The sequence below is a fragment of the Streptomyces paludis genome (assembly GCF_003344965.1).
Taxonomy (GTDB): Bacteria; Actinomycetota; Actinomycetes; order Streptomycetales; family Streptomycetaceae; genus Streptomyces; species Streptomyces paludis.
Genome location: NZ_CP031194.1, coordinates 77,147 through 96,091 on the forward strand (window position 1 = coordinate 77,147; position 18,945 = coordinate 96,091).

The following is an 18,945-nucleotide window of genomic DNA, read 5'->3' on the forward strand; positions in this document are numbered from 1 at the left end:
GGGTGGGGCGGACCCGGTACGGGGAAGGTGTCACTCCTCGTCGGGCAGGTAGGACCAGAACTCCACCTCCCCCAGGTTGACCCGCCCGTCGTGGTTGTCGTAGATCCGGATTCTGCGGTACGAGGCCGTGCGGCCGAGCGCGACCTCGTACCACTGGGCGGCACTCACACCGCTGATGGTGTGCAGGTCGGTCCAGGTCAGGCCATCGTCGGAGCCGCGGAACACCGTGCCGTTGGCGCGGGCCAGCTGGCCGGCGCGGGGGTGGAAGCGGATCTTGTCGATGGTGATGGGGCCGGCCGTTCCCGCGTCGATGTCGACCCAGCTCTCGGCGGCCAGTGTGTCGGTGTAGGTGGCGGGGTCGCCGTCGAAGAGCCGCCAGCCGTTGGACGCCTTGGTGCCGGTGCCCGGCCATTCGACGGTGGACGCCTCGACCATGTCCCTGGTGACCGAGAACCGGGTCAGCAGGGTGTCCGTGGAGACCAGCAGGGCGTACGCGGCGTAGACCGCGTCGACGCGTGTCTCCTGGTCGCCGCCCGCGCGCTCGATCCGGTCGATCTCGGCGGTGAAGGCCGCGTAGCTCTTCTTCGTCCAGGCGGCCCGGTCGGTCGCGCGGGCGCGTGCGATGACCTCGGCCAGGGTTTCGGCGACCGCGAGGGCGCTGTCCTCGGAGACCCGGGTGCCGCCGTCGGCGAGGGTCGCCACGACCTTGAACCAGCGCTTGCCGTGGCGCAGTTCCTTCTCCGTGTAGGAGCGTTCGCGGGTGCCGGTGACGGCCTTCTCCCAGCCGGCCGGGCGGGTGCGCGGGTCGGTGGCGGCGGTCTTGGCGTCGGCGGTGCGGTGGACGGTGAAGGCGACGGCGTCCTCGGGCTTGTTCCAGGCGACGGTGAAGCGGTCGGCGGTGTGTCCGGCCACATACGGCCGGAGCGCGCCGCCGGCCGTGCCGGTCACCTTGACGGCGGTGAACACCGCGCTGCCACTGGACGCGACGCCCGCGTGCACCGCGTACGGGAACGGGGTGAAGAGCGCGCCGACATAGGTCCAGGTGGTGCCGTCGGCGGAGGCGTGGGCGATCACCTGGTGGGTCTCGTAGTCCCGGACCAGCCGCAGATGGGGGTGGTCGGCGGCGGTGAAGCCGGAGATCCCGGCGTCGAGCGGGGAGCGTATGTCGTCCTGCCAGTCGTGGCGGCTGTCGCGGGTGCGGTTGGCCAGGACGAGCTTTCCGGTGGCGTCGGCGCCGAAGTAGAGGTAGCGGGTGTCGGGGTGGAGGCGGTCGCGGAGCATCAGCCCGGTCAGCGCGCCCCGGCGGTCGTCGACGCGGGCGGTGACCGTACCGCTGCCGGCCAGGACGCGGCTGACGAGCAGCAGGGAGTCCTCGATGTCGCGGGTGGCGACCATGTAGTCGTCGCCCTCGCCGAGTCCGGTGCCGTCGCCGCCGGTGACGGCGATGGTGGCGCCCCCGCCGGAAGTGGTGCTGTGGAGGGAGGTGGTGCCGCGCCGCTGGGAGCCGAGCCTGTCGTCGCGCCAGCCGGTGCCGGTCAGCCGCCGGGACACGGGCGCGTCGAGGGTGACGGCGGCGCGCCAGGAGGACCAGCCGGTGCCCGCGCCGTTGACGGCGGTGACGGTGTAGAAGTACCCGCTGCCCCGCTGGACCTTGGTGTCGTGCCAGGCCAGTCCGGTGAGACCGGTGGCGACGGTGGTGTACGGGCCCTCGGCGCGGGGCGCCCGCTTGACGGTGTAAGTGGCGGCCCCGGCGGTGGGCGTCCACGCGACGGTGATCGAGGTGTCGGCCGGCAGGGCGGTCACGTACCGTACGACGGACGGCAGTGGCGCGGTGGTGGCGGTGTCGGAGAGTTTCAGGACGACGGCGGTGAAGGGCTCGACGGTGATGTGTCCGCCGGTGATCCGGAGGTTCTTGCCGGAGACGAGGTCGAGGACGGTGGACCCCCGGTGGTTCGCGGGGACGGCGAGCCGGTAGGTCTGCTTGTTGCCGTACGCGGCGCGGGTGGTGTTGACACCGAAGAGATAGGTGCCGTAGCGGGCGGTGAGGAAGTCGGTGTAGCCGGAGAAGGGGGTGTCGGCCTCGAAGTTCTCGCGGCGGACCGTACCGATGCCGGGCTGGTACGCGATGGGGCAGATCTCCCCGGCGAGCGCCTGCGGGGCCCAGTTGTCACCGGTGTTGATGTCCTCCATGAAGTCGGCGTCGATGGCGTCCATCCGGGCGTAGTAGTCCCGGTACTGGAACAGCCCGTTGGTCTGGATCTGCACGACGTGTTCATGGGTCGGTGTGATGACGTGCAGCCGGCCGTTGCCGGCGACGCCGCGGTTGCTCTGGTAGAGCGAGCCGAAGATCCGGGTGTCGCCGTCGCGCAGCGAGACGAACATGTTGTCGACGTCGATCCAGGCGAAGCGCTGGTAGTCCGTGTCCCGTACGCCCAGCGCGGTGAGTTCGCCGCCGGTGTAGGCGCGGAAGTCGGTCTGCGGCATGACCTTGCCCGCCTGCGCCGTACCCAGGCGGCTGTGCCGGGCGCGCCCGCCGGTGAGGTGGGCGTAGGTGTCGGGGAGCCGCAGATCGGCCTTGGGGTTGGCGGTGACCTGGGCGAATCCGTTGAAGTACTGGCGGTCGGCGAGCTGTTGCTGGGCGAAGCCGACGGCCTCGCGGGCGTACTCCCAGTAGGGCGCCCACTCGGAGCCGCGGTAGCGCTCCGCGTGCCGCGCCATGTGCGGCTCGAAGCCCGAAGTGAACAGTGACTGGCCCTCGTTGATGCGCGGGCCGTAGGCGGGGATGCCCGGCCAGTACCAGTTGCGCTCGTCGATGGAGCCGATGATCCGCATGACGCGGTTGCCCTTGTCGTCGACGGACGCGTAGCGGGTGTAGCCGCGGGCGTGGACGTTGCGCAGCGCCAGTTTGAGGATGCGGTCGTTGAGTTCCTCGTCGCCCCGGTGGCCCCAGGTCCTGAAGAAGTACTCACCGATGTAGCGGGACGCCTCGCCGTAGTTGCCGACGTAGGTGTTCTCACGGGTGAGTCCGGCGGCGGTGATGCCGGTGTAGTGCTTTCCGTACGGCAGCCGCCGGACGACGTGGCCGGCGCGGTCGAGCTTGCTCTTCGCGAGGCCCTTGCCGACGATGTTGACGTACGCGTCGGTGAAGCGCGCGGTGCCGTCGTGGTAGAAGAGCGAATGGAACAGGTCCAGTTCCTCCTCCTCGGGCCCGACCAGGACCTCTTCACCGAGGAACGGTACGAGGCCGAGCGCCTCGCCCAGGATGGCGTGGCTGCGCGCCCGGCCCTCGTAGAAGGCGGAGCCGATCACCCGCAGGCCCTCGTGGGCCTTCCAGGCGCCCTCGTACGTGTAGAACATCTGGTTGTAGATGTACGAGAGGCGGGAGCGCGCGAAGTCGAAGTTGGCCTTGAGGCAGCGGCCCCAGGCGGCGCGCCGGGTGAGCCGCCCGCCGTCGAGGTCGACGCCCTTGATCGAGTCGGCGCCGTCCTGTGTGCCGGTGGTGAACTCCTCGTCCAGGAAGGCCGTGAAGGCGTCGGCGCCGTACACCTCCGGGTCGGCGATCACGTTCTCCACGAGGTAGAGGGCCTCGCCGAGGGCGCCGTAGTAGCCGCCCCAGTCGCCCTGGTGGCCGCCGCGCAGCACGAGCCGGGTGTTGCCGTAGTAGTCCTTGACGTGGTTGTCGACGCTCTTGAAGATCCGCAGCAGGGCGGCCCGGCGTTCCGCGGCGGTGGCCGCGGGCGACCACTCGGTGGTCAGCGCCTGTGCGTAGTAACGGAGTTCGTCAACATAGCGGACGATGGACATCCTGCCGGTGGCGGCCGCGTCGACCTGGGCCGAGAGCCGGTTGAAGAGGGCGATCTGGGTGGTGCGGAAGCCGTCGACCAGCTTCTGTTTCTCGGTGTCGGAGAGGTCGTCGGCGAGCGCGGTCGGCGGCCGGTAGGTGGTGAGGTTCTCGCCGGAGAGGTCGAGCCGCGCGTCGGTGTGGGTGTACACACCGTAGTAGGGGCGGGAGTTCTGGGTGACCTTGCCGGAGAAGCTGCCCTCGTACGTCCGCAGGGTGATCTCGGCCCGGGACCGGCCGCGGGTCATCTCCAGGGGCAGCAGCACCGTGGAGTAGTGGAAGCGGCCGGGCACCTGGCCCGAGAAGCCGAAGCTGATGGCCGGTGTGTCGTGGTTGCGGCGGTAGCCGATCTGCTCGCCGTTGATGTAGGCGAGCGTGGTGTAGGCGGAGCCGTCGTCGCCCCACAGCTTCAGGGTGAGGTAGTTCTGCGCCTGGGGATCGGTGCGCAGGGTGAAGCGCAGCTCACCGCCGCGCGCCGCGACCGGGTCGAGCGGGGTGGCGGTCCGGGCCTTGACCCCGTTCCCGCCGGTGACGATCTCGCTGCCGTCGGTGGTGAATCCGTGGGCGGCCTCGGAGGCGGTGTCGCCCAGGACGAGTCTGTCGATCAGCCCCGCCGGCTTCGGCCCGGCGGGGCCGGTGGCGGTGGCGGACTCGGCGGCGTACGCGGCGGGCGCCGACTGCCAGAGCCAGCCGCTCGCGGCCGCGGCGGCGCTGCCGGCACCGGCTATCTGGACGAAGTTCCGGCGGCTGAGTTCTGCGCTCGGCATGGCGGAGTCTTCCCTTCCTGGCTTAGAAATCGGTCTCTACGGAAAGTAGGCCGGGGCGACAACGATGAGCAAGATGTCGTACCGGAAAAACTTCTGTCACCCGCTGGTTACGCCGATGTGCCAAGGTGCACCGAGGATTTCGGGCTGATGACGAATCAGGGGTACGGCCGATACTGTCTAGAGACCGGTTGCACAATCCGGCTCCGGCCATACCCTCGTCCGTACCGGCGTTCGTACCCTCGTCCGTATCGGCGTCCGCGCCGCGGAACCGGCGTGACGCGGGCGGTTCCTTGGGGCACCATGACCGGCATGCCCCGGATCATGGTGAACGGCGTCGACCTCCACTACAGCGACCTGCCCGCGCCGCGCGCGGACAGCGGCCCGGCGCTGCTTCTGGTGCACGGCTGGGGCGGGGACGGCGGCGAGTGGGAGCCGCACCGCCGCGCGTGGGCGGGCCGCCGCCGGGTCCTCGTCCCGGATCTGCGCGGCCACGGCGCCTCCGCCGCGCCTCCCGACGGCTACGGCCCCCGCGACTTCGCCGCCGACCTGGCCGGGCTGCTCGACGCGCTCGGCACCGGACCGGTGATCGCCGTGGGGCACTCGATGGGCGGCCAGGCCGTGACGGCGCTCGCGGTGGAACACCCGCGTCTCGTACGGGCGTTGGTCGTGCTCGACCCGGCGTACGGCGCGGACGCGGCGGAGGCCGCGCGGCTGCCCGGCGAGCAGGCGGCGCTGCGCGCGGAGGGCGCGCCGTGGGCCGTGCGTTTCGTCGGCGGGGCGTTCCGTACCGGGACACACACCGAGGCGCGCGCCCGGCACGAGCGGCTGATGGCCGCCATGGACCCGGAGGTCCTGCTGCGCTGCCGCGACGGCATGTATCTGGCCCCGGACGCGTTCGGGCTCCGCCCGGCGGCCCGCCGGTATCTGGCCCGCCGCCGCTGCCCGGTGCTCGGTGTGTACTCCCACCCGGCCGGCGCGGACTGGGAGCGCGCCACGGACGCGCCGGCGGGCTCGCGCACCGAACTCTGGGCGGGCCACGGCCACTTCCTCCACGAGGAGGACCCCGGCCGGCTGGTCGCGCTCGTCGACGACTGGTCGGCCGGGCCGGCCGCGACGGCCCCCGCTCCCTGACTCTCCGGTCTCCCCCGGCCTCTCCGGCTTCTCCGGCCTCTCTGGCTTCTCCGGCCTCTGTCTTCAGGCGGGCGGGGCCGAACTGGCCCGGAGCGTCAGCCGCGTGGGGAGTTCGGTACGGTCGGCGGCCGGCCGGTCGCCGGCCATGAGGCCGGCCAGGAGGCGGAGCGCCGTCCCGGACATGTCGGAGAGCGGCTGACGGACGGTGGTCAGCGCGGGCGCGGCCCAGCGCGCCTCGGGCAGATCGTCGAAGCCGACCACGCTCAGATCGCCGGGGATCCGCAGTCCGCGCGCGGCGGCCGCCTCGTACACCCCCAGCGCCATCGCGTCGGAGCAGACGAAGACGGCGGTCGGCGGTTCGGGGAGGGCCAGCAGGCCCAGGGCGCGGAGGCGGGCCTCGGTGGCGGAGAACCGGGCGTATGTCTCGTACTCCTGGCGGCGCGGCACGCCGGCCGCCGCGAGCGCGGCGCGGTGCCCCTCCAGCCGGTCGCGCCCGCACAGCGCGTTCCGGTGGCCGCCGACGAAGGCGATACGGCGGTGGCCGAGCGCGAGCAGATGACCGGTGGCGCGCGCCGCGCCGCGCACGTTGTCGGCGCCGACCGAGATCACGCCGGGCGGCGGCTCGGCCAGCGGATCGATCATGACGTAGGGGATCCGGCGCTGCTCCAGCCACGCGTACTGGGACGGGGTCAGCTCGGCCAGATGGAAGAGCACCCCCGCCGAGCCGCGCGCGGCCAGCCGGTGCAGCCGCCCCCGTTCGGGTCCGCACCCGCGCGACCGGGCGAGCCCCGCCGAGACCACGATCTCCAGCCCGGCCCGCTCGGCCGCCGCCTCCACCCCGTGCAGCACCGCCGCCGTCCAGGTGCTGTCCAGCGCGTGCACCACCACGTCCACCAGCGATCCGGCAGCGGGCGCGGCACCCCGGGGCCGGGGGACATAGCCGAGCCGGTCCAGCACCTCGGCAACCCGGCGACGGGTCTCGGGGGCCACGTCCTCCCGGCCGTTCACCACCTTCGAGGCCGTGGGCACGGAGACCCCGGCCTCTCTGGCGACGACCGCCAGTGTCGGTCCCGCCGCGGCGCCGGTCCGCGTCATCGGTTCCCCTCTCCGTCGCTGTCTCCGTCGTCTCGCCGTCGTTCAGCAATCGGTTTCTAGGCTACGACCGGGCAACTGATCGCGTGAAGCCCTCGGAACGAAGGGGTGAAGGTCTCCCCTGCCCATCGGCACCTATACGCCCCTCTAGAAACCGTTCTCCGCAGAAAGAGAGCGCTTCGGGATCAGGTGGCGGGAGGCCGGGGGCGCACCCATGACAGCCAACCACCCACCGGCGTACGCTGGTTGGACCCGGCGAGCGGCGTGACCGCGTGAGAGCGGCGGTTCCGGGCCAACCGGGGCCCGGAGCGCCCCGGCCCGCCGGGCCCGGAACCCGGCCTTGCCGCGCCCGCCCGGTCCGTGCGGGTACGGCGGGTGCGCCCGGACGGCCGCCGTACCGGCGGTGCGCACCGGCGCGTCGATACGGAACACACCCTTCCGGGGCGCCGGGCAAGACACATTCAGGACTTTTCACCCCGGTCCGGATATCCGCGACGCCGGCCGGGGCGTGCTGGCGACCTTGGAGACGCTGCCGCCACGATGGCGGCGGAACTCCCCGAGCGTGCGCTCATGACGTTGTACCCGACGCCGACGGGGAGCAACACGCGCCGTCGCACCGCGCGGTGGGCCTCCGGGTCCGCCGCGCGTCCCGTGCCCGGGCCACGGTCCCGGGCGGAGAGGGGAGTTGACGCACGATGCATGTCGAGGCCGATGTACGCGGGGCCGTCGAGGACCGGCGCGAGGTGCTGGAGCGGATACGCGCGGTGCTCGACCGGGTGGAGTTCGCCGGGGCGGTCGAGACGGCCGAGTCGGGCGGGGCGGCCGAGTCGGGCGGGATCGCCGGGATCGCTGCCGCTGCCGCTGCCGGGTCCGGCACCGCCGCCGGGGCCGGGGCGCGGGCGTCCGCGCCGCCGATGTCGGCCTCCGTGTCCGATGACGTCCTGCGCCGGCCCGCCGCCATGGAGGCGGTGCACACCGCACAGCGCGCGCTGCGTTCGGGAGCGTCGGCCGCCCGGTCGCGGGCCGAGCTGGGTTCCGTACTCGACCTGCTCGCCGGCTTCGGGCCGCCGGCGTTCGGCCCCACCGGGCCCCAGGACCATCTGCGGCGCAGTGTGTCGCGCGCGCTGCGGTCCGCGGCCCCGCGCCGGGGCCGTGACGGTACGCCGGTCACCGCGCGGGTCGTCGCGTGGGACGCGGATCAGCGGCAGGTGCTGGTCAGCGCGGTCGCCCTGCTCACCGACGTCTGGCCCGAGCTGGTGGGGGAACTGGCCGAGACGGTCACCGAGGTGGCGCTGCTCGACGGCGACGCCCTCGACCGCTTCACCGACTTCACCGTGCACGGCGCGGTCCTCGTGCACCGGAACCGGCTCACCACGGGCGCCTCGGGGCTGCCGGGGCCGGTGCGCTGCGCGGAGGCGCTCGTCCACGAGGGCGCGCACAGCCGGTACGACGCGGCGGCCGTGGCGCGGCCGTTCCTGCTGCCGGAACCGGCGGGCGGCGGTGGCGGAGGAGGAGGTGGCGGCACGCCCGGCCGGACGGATCCGGGCGCGCTGCTGGTCACCACTCCCCTGCGGGCCGACCCCCGCCCGCTGAGCGGACTCGTCCGGCGGACCGTGGCCCTGGCGCGCTGTGTGCTGCTCTACCGCAGAATCGCCGCGCTCGGCACGCCCGGTACGCCCGGCGCACCCGGCACCCTGGAGGCGGCGGCGGTCGCGGCGCGGGAGGCCCGGCTGACCGCGTCCGCGCGGCAGGCGGTGGACACACTGACCGCACACTCCGGAGCCCTCACGGACGCCGGACGCGCGCTGCTCGACGAGTGCGCCGCCGTATCGCGGGAGCGCGAAGAAGAGCGGAAACAGGAGCAGGAGCGGCCATGAGAGCTTCCAGCACACCACGCGCCTCCGGCACCCCGGTCACGGCATGGGCGCCGCGGGTCTTCACCCCCTATCCGGATCAGCCGGGGCTGCTGCTCGCCCGGGTCGCCGCGCGCTCGGCGGTGTTCGAGGGCACGAGCGGCGCGGGCGGCGCGCCCGTGCTCGTCGGCAGCGCCGCCGGCCACGACCGGGACCTGGTCACCACCGGCGCCCGGGGCGAACTGCTGGAGCGGATGGGCAATGTGCTCGCCGGGCGGGAGGCCGAGGCCGCCGCCGGGATCGTCGCCACGTACGACGAACTCCTGCGCCGGGGCGTGCCGGTGCGCAGACCGTCCATCCGGCCACGGGCCCGCCGGCTGTGGATCCGCGCGCGGACGACCGGCGGTGAGGAGCGGTACGTCCCGGCCGCCGCCGTCTTCCTGCGCCACCGCCCGCCGACCGGGTGTGCCCCCGAGCCGTCGGCCGGCTCCACCGGTGTCGCCGCGCACCCCCACCGTGTGGCGGCGGCTCGGCACGCCGCCTGGGAGGTGCTGGAGCGCGATCTCGTACGGCGCAGCTGGTACGGGCTCGCCGCCGGCCGGCCCCGGTGGATCGAGGCCGGCGCGCCCGCCGCGCTGGCCGGCGCGGTCCGCGCCCGGGGGCTGGCCACGACGGCGTTCCTGCTGCCCGCGCCGTCCGGCACCGCGTGCGCCGTGGTGTGTCTGCACCGGCCGGACGGTACGGGGCAGGCGTTCGGGGCGCGCTGCGGTCCGTCCGACGCCCTCGGCACACTGATCGAGAAGGCGGCGTACGAGGCGGTCATGGTGCGCTGGAGCATGGAGAGCCCGGCCGCGCGCCGTACCTGGGACCAGTGGCGCGGCATCGGCCCGCCGACCACCGCCGTACAGCACGCGCTGTGGACCTACCACCGGCAGGACAGTCTGGCGCTGTGGAACGTACGGCGGGAGCCGGCGGTACGGGACGGCTGCCGGGCCCGGGACGGAGACCCTGCCGGGGACGGCGGCCGGGCCCGGGAGGGCGACGGGCACCGTGCCCGTACGGATCCGCTCGGCGTTCTGGCCGAACACACCGGCCAGGAGGTGCTGTTGGCCGAGACGTCCGGGAAGCCCGCCCGGGACGCCGGGGTCCGGGTGGTGCGGGTGCTCGCACCCGGCACACTGCCACTGCCCTCCGGTCCGGGCCCCGGCCACCCCCACCCGTTCGGTCAGTGACCGGTGGGGATCCTCGTCCACGGGCACCCGGGCCGACCGGACGCCCTCGTGGCGCACGTACAGCCGTGACCCGGCCGGACGCCGTCACCCGGCCGGGCATCGTCCGCCCGGCCGGGCTCGTGCTCAACGGTAGGCGGGAACGGCCCAGTTGGTCTTGTAGCGCCGGTCCTCGACGGAGTACTGGCCGAACGACTCCGCACCCGCGGGCGAGATCAGCCGGATCCGCGCCGTCTCCCAGTTCCTGGTGTTCGGCCGGGTCTGGGTCTCCGGGCAGCCCTGGGAGCAGGTGGACATCACCCGGCCGGTGGCCGGGTCGTTGCTGATGCCCTTGATCAGGGTGCGCTGGGTGATCTGCGTCCGGTTGGCGTAGTCCGTGCACCAGTGCTTCTCCGCGCCGGCCACGTACTGCGGCAGCGGCCAGGCGCCGCCGGAGCCGGTGTAGCAGGTGGCGCGACCGCTCTTGGAGAACTGGACGATGCCGCCGTTGGCGCCGATCCAGAAACGGTCGGTGTCACCGTGCACCGGGGTGATGTCATGGCCGTACGCCCTGCCGGTGGCCGACTGCTTGGGCAGGCTCCAGGAGTCCCCCCACTTGAGCCTGCCGTTGAGGTAGTCGTACCGCACCAGGACGTCGGTGCCGATGGCCCACAGCGAGTTGGTGTCCGGGTCGTAGAGGACCTCGTGCGCGCCTTCGAGGGAGGTCGTCTGGAGCGGTGTGGCGCTCCAGTTGTTCGGGGTGCCCTGGGACTTGGAGTAGAGGGCGATACCGCCCGCGATGCCCCCGCCGAAGACATGGTCCGCGGTGGCGACGGCGACGGTGCCGTCCGGGAACATCTCGGCCCCGTGGATGCCTCCGAAGCCCGTGTTGACCGCCCAGCGGTAGCCGGCGAGCGCCGGATAGGGGATCACACCGACGAACTGGCTGGCCCGGTCGGCCGCGACCAGCACCGTCCCGCCGTAGGTGCCGCCCGGTCGCAGCTTGTGCGAGACACCGCCCTCCCAGGCCGCGCCCTTCAGTGTGGTGTCGAAGACCGAGTGGTACGCGTCGGGCAGCCACCGCTGGTACGGGCCCGAGCTGGGCCACACCTGCGGGCTGGCGGAGTCGAGGAACTCCAGCGCCGCGTGCGCCCCCGGATAGCCGCCCGGGTAGGACTCGCCGTACGCGTTGCCCGAGATGATCGGTGTGGAGCCCGAGTTGAACTCCACCTCCAGTGTCGGTGTGTTGTACGCGGCATGGCACGCGTAGTCCGTCGACAGCGAGTTCATCGAGCAGAAGTCCTTGTACCCGCTGCTGACATCCTCCTGCGCCGAGAAGCGGATGCCGTAGTTCGGGAACGAGCTGTCATTGGCCCATGACCGCACCCAGTCGGTGACGTCGATACGGTGGATACCGTTGGACGCGGCCGGGTTGGTCTTGTTCGGCACGTCGGGGCAGTTGGGATGACCGAGACCGAACCAGGTCCCCTTGCCCGCGCCGACCGTCGGCTGATTGGCCCAGTTGACCGTGGACTGGTCCCACGGCTGGGTCACCGGGTACACGCCCATCCACGCCTTCGCGTCGCAGTCCGAGACGAAGGAGTTGTAGACGCGGAGTGTGGCCTTGGTGATCGGGGCGCCGCGCAGCTTGGACACGTCGAAGCGCATGAAACTGCGGTACTTCGTCACTCCGTTGTCGGGCGTGCCGACGTGCAGGAGGTGTCCCTGCGAGTGATCGGCGTTGTTGGCGTTGGTGATGTACGTGTCCTGGAGCCGCTTGATGATGTTGCGCGGCCCGGTCTGCGCCATGGGGGACACCGTGGGGGTGGCCGCCAGCGCGGCGGCGGTCGACACCGCCGACGACACCGCCGACGACGTCGCCGCCGTACCGGACCCGGACTCGGCCTCCTGGGCCTGGGCCGTGACGGGCACGAGCAGGGACGCGAGAAGCGCCACACCGCCGCCCGCCGCTGCCAGGGATCCCCTCAGGGATCTCTTCATCGGATGCCGTGGGTTGTACCGGAACAAACGATTCCACCTCTTCCGCTTTAAAACATGATCAAAAATGACAACGGGGTAGCTTTACACATCCTGTTGGGGCGGGAAAAGAGAAATTTTCTTCTTCTCGGCGACGCCCGATCGAGAAGGGGCCCGGGCCGAGCGCAACCGCGCCGTACGGCGGCCGCAACACGCGGGAAACAGTTTCAACAGAAAGTTGAATGGCCCCGCTGTACGGACCGCTCCTCCCCCTCCCCCCACCTGGAGGCATCCCGTGTCACAGGCCCCCGCACAGCCCGCCGCGCCCGACCGCCACCCCGTCGACCAGCTGCTGCCGCCCGCCCGGCTGGGGCTGCTCGGCATCCAGCATGTGCTGGTGATGTACACCGGCTGTGTCACCGTGCCCCTGGTCTTCGGCGCCGCGGTCGGCCTCGACACCGCCACCATCGGGCTGCTGATCAACGCCGATCTGCTGGTGGCCGGGCTGATCACACTGCTCCAGGCGCTCGGTGTCGGGCGCGTCCTCGGCGTCCGGCTGCCGGTGGTCGCCGGGGCCACGTTCGCGTCCGTGACCCCGATGATCCTCATAGCCGGCGAGTACGGGCTGCCCGCCGTGTACGGCTCCATGATCGCCGCCGGGGTCTTCGGGCTGCTGGTCGCGGTGCCGTTCGCCCGCGCCGTACGGTTCTTCCCGCCGCTGGTGAGCGGCACGGTGATCACCGTCATCGGGCTGTCGCTGATCGGGGTCGCCGCCGGTCTCATCGCCGGCCCCGACCCGGCCGCCAGGGACTACGCGACCCCGAGCCATCTCGCCCTGGCCGGCGGGATCGTCCTGCTGATCGTGCTGATAAGCCGCTTCACCCGGGGGCTCGTCGCCCAGCTCGGTGTGCTGCTCGGTCTGGTCGGCGGGACGCTGGTGGCGATACCGATGGGGCTCACCGACTTCTCCTCGGTGGGCCACGCCGACTGGTTCGGGGTGACCTCGCCGTTCCACTTCGGCGCCCCGGAGTTCCCCGCCGCCGCCGTGATCTCGATGTGCATCGTGATGCTGGTGATCTTCACCGAGTCCACCGCCGACATGCTCGCCGTCGGCGAGATGACCGGCCGGCCGCTCACCTCGGGCGATCTGGCCCGGGGGCTGGCCGCCGACGGGATGTCCGGCATCCTCGGCGGTGTCATGAACAGCTTCCCGGACACCGTCTTCGCGCAGAACGTGGGACTGGTCGGGATCACCGGCATACGCAGCCGGTACGTCGCCGCCGTGGCCGGTGGGGTACTGGTGCTGCTCGGGCTGGTCCCGAAGCTCGGCGAGATCGTCGCGTCCCTGCCCGGGCCCGTGATCGGCGGCGCGGGTCTGGTCATGTTCGCCACCGTCACCGCCGTCGGTGTCAACACCCTGCGCAAGGTGCGCTTCGAAGGCACCGACAACCTGCTGATCGTCGCGGTCTCGATCGGTGTCGGCATGCTCCCCGTCGCCGCCCCGACGATCTACCACGCCTTCCCCTCCTGGTTCCAGATCATCGCGGGCAGCGCGATCACGAGCGCGACCCTCACCGCCTTCCTGCTGAATCTCCTCTTCCATCACACCGGCCGGCGCGACGGCGACGACGGGCCCGGGACACCGGAGGAGACACCGGAGAGGAAGCCGTCGGCCGTAGCACCCGTCACCGCCGATACGGTTTCCCATTGAGCGTTACTGAGTTACGGTTCTGGGTGAGGAACCAGTACGCCCGCACCAGGGCCGGAGCAGGGAGGCCGACGATGGCAGCCGCGATCCGGAGCGCGACATCGGACGCTCCCGCACCTGACGCTCCGGCCGTTCCGGCCCCGCCGGCGGCCCCGGCCCCACCGCGGACACGGCGCAGCCGGCTCACCCCGGAGCGCGAGGCCGAGCTGTACGAGGCGGTGCTCGACCTGCTGCGGGAGGTCGGCTACGCGGCCCTCACCATGGACGCCGTGGCCGCCCGTACCCACTCCAGCAAGGCCACCCTCTACCGGCAGTGGGGCACCAAACCGGACCTGGTCGTCAAGGCGCTGCGGCACGGCACACCCGTCACGGTCGTCGACATCGACACCGGCTCGCTGCGCGGCGACTTCCACGCCATGGTGGGACGGCTGGGCGACGGACGGATGGAGCGGGACGCCGCGCTGATGCGGGGGCTGCTCCAGGCCGCGTACGAGGCGCCCGATCTCTCCCGGGCGCTGCGGGACCTGTTCATCGACCCGGAGCTGAGCGGGCTGAGCACCCTGCTGGCGCGGGCCGTCGAGCGGGGTGAATTCGCCGCGGACAAGCCCGCGTTGGCGTATGTGCCGCACCTGCTGATCGGCGCGGTCATCGCGCATCCGCTGATCGAGCGGCGGACGGCCGACCGCGACTTCCTCCGCGACTACATCGACGCGGTCATCCTGCCGGCCCTCCGCGGCTGACCGCGCCGTCCCCTCCGTACACACCACCACCGGTGCCGGCACCGGCACCGGCCCGTGGTGTCAGGCGAACTTCTCACTCATCGCCGTGTAGATCTCCTTCGCCACCGAGCCGAGCCGCGGACCGGCGAGCCAGGTCTTGGCGCTCGGGCCGATGGACGTGTTGCTGACCAGTACGGGCAGGCCGTTCGCGTCCTGGACGAACCAGCCGCCGCCCGAGGCGCCGCCGGTCATGGTGCAGCCGATCCGGTAGAGCGAGGGCTCGTCCGCCCTGATGGAGAGCCGGCCCGGGTTGCCCTGGCAGGTGAACATGCGCTCACCGTCGAAGGGCGTCTCCGCCGGATAGCCCCAAATACCCATCGAGGAAATGCCGTTGGCCGCGGGCGCGTCGAACCTGACCCCCGCGGCGCCACCGACGGCCTCCTCCAGCGAGAGATTCGCGTCGGTCCCGGACGGCGGCTTGACGTGCAGTACGGCGAAGTCGAACGGCGCGCCCTTGCCGCCCCTCGGGCCGCCCCGCTCGATCCACTGCGGCGACGTCTGCGCCCAGTCGGCCCACCAGATGCCGAAGGGCGCGACATTGTCGTTGTTCCCGGCCTGGCCGCGGAAGGCCGTGTTCGCCAGGGCCTGGTCGTTGTAGGAGGGCACGAAGACGATGTTGCGCAGCCAGCCGCCGCTCGCGCCGGAGTGCACGCAGTGGCCCGCCGTCCAGACGAGGTTCGAGGCACCGGGGTTGGCCGGGTCCGCCACCACGGTCGCCGAGCACACCGAGGGCCCGTCGGGGGTGTCGAAGAAGAGCTTGCCGACCGTCGGCGCGGTGTCGCTGTACGGCGCGGCCACCGGTTCCGCGAAGACCGGGGACGGCTCGGGGTCGGACACGCCCTCCTCCCCGATGTCATCGGTCACCGGCTGGTCCTGGCTGACGCCCCGGCGCATCCGGTCGGGCTTCCAGAGCCCGTCGATCACCGGGTTGATGAAGTCGGCGGCCTCCCGGACCCACTGCGAGGGATCCCAGTCCCGCCAGCCGCCCTCCTGCCAGCTCCGCGCCGCGCCCGGACCGGCGGCACCGGCCTCGGTGACATCGCCGGGCCCCGCGCAGGCGGAGACGCACAGCGACAGCAGGGCGAGCACGCAGGCCAGCGCCCTCACCGGACGGGGGCGTTGCCTGGAGCGCATGGATCGGTTCCTCCGGTCGGTCTTCGGGCCGCGAACTTCAGGAGCTAGTACGGGGATCGGCCCGTTTCGTTTCAATGTGCCGGCGCGTTTCCCCGCGTCAGCCCACGGCGGTGACCAGTCCCCGCAGCAGCAGTCCGCAGCCGAGGAAGAGGACCACGGCCGCCGTGCTGAGCGGGGCCAGCCGCTGGGCCAGCGTCACGAGCCGGCCGCGCGGCCTGGCGGCGAGCCTGCGGGTCGTGGTGTCGCGCAGCCGTACCACGGCGAAGCCGGCGCCCGCGAGGGTCAGCGCCAGTCCGACCCCGTACGCCACGACCAGCAGGAAGCCGAACCACGCCTGGCCGAGGGCCGCCGCGCCGACCAGGACGACGACGGCGGAGGGGCTGGGGACGAGACCGCCGGCGAAGCCGAGCAGGATGATGCCGCGCAGACCGGGCGCGGGCGGGATGTGGGAGTGACCGTGCCCGTGGTCGTGCCCGTGGCCGTGACCCTGGTCGTGTCCGTGACCGTGACCGTCGTCATGGGCCTTGGTGTGACCGTGGGTGTGGTGGGTGTGTTCCCGCGCGGACTCGTGCCGGGGGCCGGCCTCCGTCAGGGTGGCCACGGAGCCCTCGGCGTGCTCGTGCTCGTGCGCATGCCCGTGTGCGTGCTCGCCTCCATGCTCCTTGCCGTGCTCGTGGGCGGTCGCGAGCACCGGCACGCGCTCCTTGTCCCGCTGCTCCTCGTGGGCGGCATCGTGACCGTCAGCGTGGTCGTGCCCGTGGCTGTGACCATGGCCGTGATCGTGCCCGTGCCCGTGGTCGTGGCCATGCCCGTGGCTGTGCCCGTGCGGGAGGTGGCGCCGCCGCCAGGCCCGCCGCAGCAGCAGCGCACCCGCGATCATGACCAGCGCGCCGCTCGCGATGCCCAGCCAGGACACCACCGTGGGCGCCGCCGCCGAACCCGCCGTGATCAGGGCGCCGAGGGCGAAGACACCCATCGTGTGCGTCATCGTCACCGAGGCGCCGAGGGCCAGTACGTCCCGCAGGGAGTTGCGGCCTCCTGCCGTGGCGGCGGCGGCCATCATGGTCTTGCCGTGTCCGGGGGCCAGCGCGTGCATCGCGCCGAGCAGGACGGACGCGCCGAGCGCGAGGGCCGCGAAGCCGAAGGTCAGTTCGTGCCGGGCCACCAGCCCGGTCAGGGCCTGCGCCCAGCGGTCCGCGCCCCGCGGCAGTACGCCCGCCACCGGCGAGCCGCTCCGGTCGTTCTCCCCCGTGGTCAGCGCCGGACCACCGGTCCGGGCCTCGAAGGCGGCCGACCGGACGGCGGGCGGAGAGGAGAGCAGATCGTCGGGGTAGGCGGTCAGCCGCCGCGAGGTGGTCTCCTCGGGCACGTCCGACCCGTCGACCGTCATCAGGTCACCGCGGGCGGTGATCTCCCGCCACCCCTCGGCCGCCCCGACACTCGCCGGGCGGTACGAGAGCCGCAGCCGCTCCGCCTCCGGCAGCACCGCCGTCAGCTCGCAGGTCACCCGGAGCGTGTCCAACCCGGCCTGGCCCGGCCGGACTTCGGCCTTCGCCTCGCCGGTGGCGACGGCGATGGCGGCGCCTCCGTCCACGGTGAGCCGGGCGTCCTTCGCCGCCGTGGCACAGCGCGCGCCGGCCCAGGCCGACAGTTCGGCCGCCGAGAGCTTGTCGTCCCCGTCGGTGTCGATGCGCTTGCGCTCCTGGGCCGCCGGGATCTCGGCCAGGTCCTCCACATGGTCGACGCGCAGCTCGCCGGGCGCGACCACGAGACCGTCGTACTGGTTGACACTGAAGTTCCCGAGCGGGTGTGCCTGCGCCGCCTGGGCGGGCAGCAGCGCCAGCGCGGTCCCCGCCACCAGCACGGCGAACGCGGAGGCGGCGGTACGGCGGCGGGTCACGATCCCTCCCGGGGCTCGTCGGTGTCTTCGGCGGCGTTGGTGTTCTTGCCGGCCTTGCCTGCCTTGGTGTCGCCGGACAGTTCGGCCAGCGCGGCCCGGGCGTCGCGCGCGCCGGTGGGCGAGAAGCCCGGGTTCAGGGCGAGCGCGGCGCGCAGATCGCGGCGCGCGGCCCGTTCGTCGCCGAGGGCGTGCTCGATCATGCCCCGGTGGAAGAGGAACGACGCGTTGCGGTAGCCGGGCGACGCGGCCGTCGCCTTCTTCGCGTAGGTCAGCGCCTCGCGGTGCTTGCCGCTCGCGTACAGCGCCCAGCCGAGCGCGTCCGCCGTGTGCACGCTCTCGCGCCGGGACCACTCGGCGCGCGCCGCCTTCAGCGCCTCGGCCGCGTCGCCGTGGTCGGCCTCGATGAGGGCGGACTCCAGGTCGGTGGCGACGCCGTTGGCACGGGCCAGCCTGGTCCAGGTGGCGACGAGATCGTAGTTCTCCGCCGCCTTCTCCTTCTCCCCGTTGACCTCGCGCAGTTCACCGAGCGCGGCGAGCTGGCCCGGCAGCGGGAAGCGCCGTACGACCTCGTCCAGATCGCGCAGCGCGCGCTGGTCGCCGCCCTGCGCGGCGTAGGTACGGCCGCGGCCCTCCAGCGCCGGCAGATAGTCCGGGTCGGCGCGCAGCGCGGTCTTGTAGTGGCCGAGCGCCCTGGCGTACTGCCCCTGGCTCCAGGCCAGTTGGCCGAGCGCGGTGGCGACGTACGCCACATCGGCGGTGCTGTACGCGGAGTCCGCGGCGCGCAGCAGCACCCGGCGCGCGCCCGCGACATCGCCGCGCAGCTCCGCCACGTACGCGTACCGGGTGAAGACGGGGATGCCGGGGCGGCGCTGGTCGGCGAGGCGCACCGCGCGCTCCGCCTCCTCGTAGCGGCCGAGTTCGACGAGCGCGTCGACGCGGGTGGAGAGCGCGCGTTCGCTGTACGGGTTGACGCGCAGCGCCCGGTCCGAGGCGCGCAGCGCGGTCGGGAAGTCGTGGCGGGCGGCGGCCAGCGCGGCCCGGCCGGCGAGCGCGATGTCGTTCTCGGCGGCGGGGCGCAGCGCGAGCGAGCGGGTGAACGCCTTCTCTGCCTGCGGATAGCGGGTCGGGTCGCCGCTGGTGCGGGCCTGCTCGACGTAGGCGGCGCCCAGGGTCGCCCACCCGGTGGCGTCCTTGGGCCGTGTCTTGAGGTGTTTCTGGAGGCTTTCGATGCCTTGCGCGAGGTTCCCGGTGCCGAGCTGGTCGACGGGGGCGCCGCCCGTCACCAGGGGCGTGGAGGACGCCGTCGTGGAGCTGTCCGCTCCGCCGCCCGCGCCGATGACCACCGAGGTGGCGGTGAGCCCGAGGGCCAGTGCCACGACCGCCGCGACGCGCCGGCGGGGACGCGGCTGGGGCCGCGGCTCCCGCTCTGGCTCCGCCGCCGGCTCGCCCTCACTCCGGCGGGCGAGCCGCGGCTTCCGTACGAGCATCAGTCTCGCCTTCCTCGGTGTGTACTCGGTGTGCTCTCGGCACGTTCCGGTGTGCTTCCGGTACGTGC

11 protein-coding genes are annotated in these 18,945 nt (G+C 72.8%); 5 read left to right on the forward strand and 6 right to left on the reverse strand.

All coding sequences use genetic code 11. The annotated features are described in order from the left end of the window. Positions 1 to 30 precede the first annotated feature (30 nt). On the reverse strand, positions 31 to 4,608 hold the full coding sequence (locus DVK44_RS37550; RefSeq protein ID WP_114657569.1) for a Tat pathway signal protein: 4,578 nt from the start codon (positions 4,606 to 4,608) through the stop codon (positions 31 to 33). A gap of 309 nt (positions 4,609 to 4,917) precedes the next feature. Between DVK44_RS37550 and DVK44_RS00335 the strand changes: the two genes are divergently transcribed. Then, positions 4,918 to 5,739, forward strand: coding sequence for an alpha/beta fold hydrolase (locus DVK44_RS00335; protein WP_162793599.1), 822 nt, complete (start codon positions 4,918 to 4,920; stop codon positions 5,737 to 5,739). A gap of 63 nt (positions 5,740 to 5,802) precedes the next feature. On the opposite strand, the gene DVK44_RS00340 is transcribed toward DVK44_RS00335, so the two are convergent. Further along, on the reverse strand, positions 5,803 to 6,834 hold the full coding sequence (locus DVK44_RS00340) for a LacI family DNA-binding transcriptional regulator (protein ID WP_114657573.1): 1,032 nt from the start codon (positions 6,832 to 6,834) through the stop codon (positions 5,803 to 5,805). 692 nt (positions 6,835 to 7,526) lie between these two features. On the opposite strand from DVK44_RS00340, the gene DVK44_RS00345 reads away from it, so the two are divergent. Further along, positions 7,527 to 8,708, forward strand: coding sequence for an aKG-HExxH-type peptide beta-hydroxylase (locus DVK44_RS00345; protein WP_114657575.1), 1,182 nt, complete (start codon positions 7,527 to 7,529; stop codon positions 8,706 to 8,708). Then, positions 8,705 to 9,916 carry a YcaO-like family protein gene (locus tag DVK44_RS00350; protein ID WP_114657577.1) on the forward strand — a complete coding sequence of 404 codons (1,212 nt, stop codon included), beginning with the start codon at positions 8,705 to 8,707 and terminating at the stop codon, positions 9,914 to 9,916. The genes DVK44_RS00345 and DVK44_RS00350 overlap by 4 nt, the downstream gene beginning before the upstream one ends. A gap of 123 nt (positions 9,917 to 10,039) precedes the next feature. Here DVK44_RS00350 and DVK44_RS00355 read toward each other — a convergent pair whose 3' ends face one another. Next, positions 10,040 to 11,893, reverse strand: a complete 1,854-nt coding sequence (locus tag DVK44_RS00355) for a DNRLRE domain-containing protein (RefSeq protein WP_162793601.1) — start codon at positions 11,891 to 11,893, stop codon at positions 10,040 to 10,042. Positions 11,894 to 12,164: 271 nt separating this feature from the next. Here DVK44_RS00355 and DVK44_RS00360 point away from each other — a divergent pair, with 271 nt between their 5' ends. Together DVK44_RS00360 and DVK44_RS00365 are read left to right on the forward strand one after the other, a co-directional pair. Continuing rightward, entirely contained in the window at positions 12,165 to 13,580 is a 1,416-nt protein-coding gene (locus DVK44_RS00360) for a nucleobase:cation symporter-2 family protein (protein WP_228446924.1), read from the forward strand. Positions 13,581 to 13,651: 71 nt separating this feature from the next. Next, positions 13,652 to 14,317: a TetR/AcrR family transcriptional regulator gene (locus DVK44_RS00365; RefSeq protein ID WP_114657581.1), complete on the forward strand. Its 666-nt coding sequence runs from the start codon at positions 13,652 to 13,654 to the stop codon at positions 14,315 to 14,317. Between the two features lie 60 nt (positions 14,318 to 14,377). On the opposite strand, the gene DVK44_RS00370 is transcribed toward DVK44_RS00365, so the two are convergent. From DVK44_RS00370 to DVK44_RS00380, 3 genes are all read right to left on the reverse strand, one after another. Next, positions 14,378 to 15,490 (reverse strand): trypsin-like serine peptidase, encoded by a 1,113-nt coding sequence (locus tag DVK44_RS00370; protein WP_114657583.1) that lies wholly within the window; start codon positions 15,488 to 15,490, stop codon positions 14,378 to 14,380. Positions 15,491 to 15,587: 97 nt separating this feature from the next. After that, complete coding sequence (locus tag DVK44_RS00375; RefSeq protein ID WP_181957374.1) at positions 15,588 to 17,390, reverse strand: nickel transporter; 1,803 nt, start codon at positions 17,388 to 17,390, stop codon at positions 15,588 to 15,590. Further along, positions 17,387 to 18,877 (reverse strand): tetratricopeptide repeat protein, encoded by a 1,491-nt coding sequence (locus DVK44_RS00380; protein ID WP_114657585.1) that lies wholly within the window; start codon positions 18,875 to 18,877, stop codon positions 17,387 to 17,389. Before DVK44_RS00380 ends, DVK44_RS00375 begins: the two co-directional genes overlap by 4 nt. Between the last annotated feature and the right edge of the window lie 68 nt (positions 18,878 to 18,945).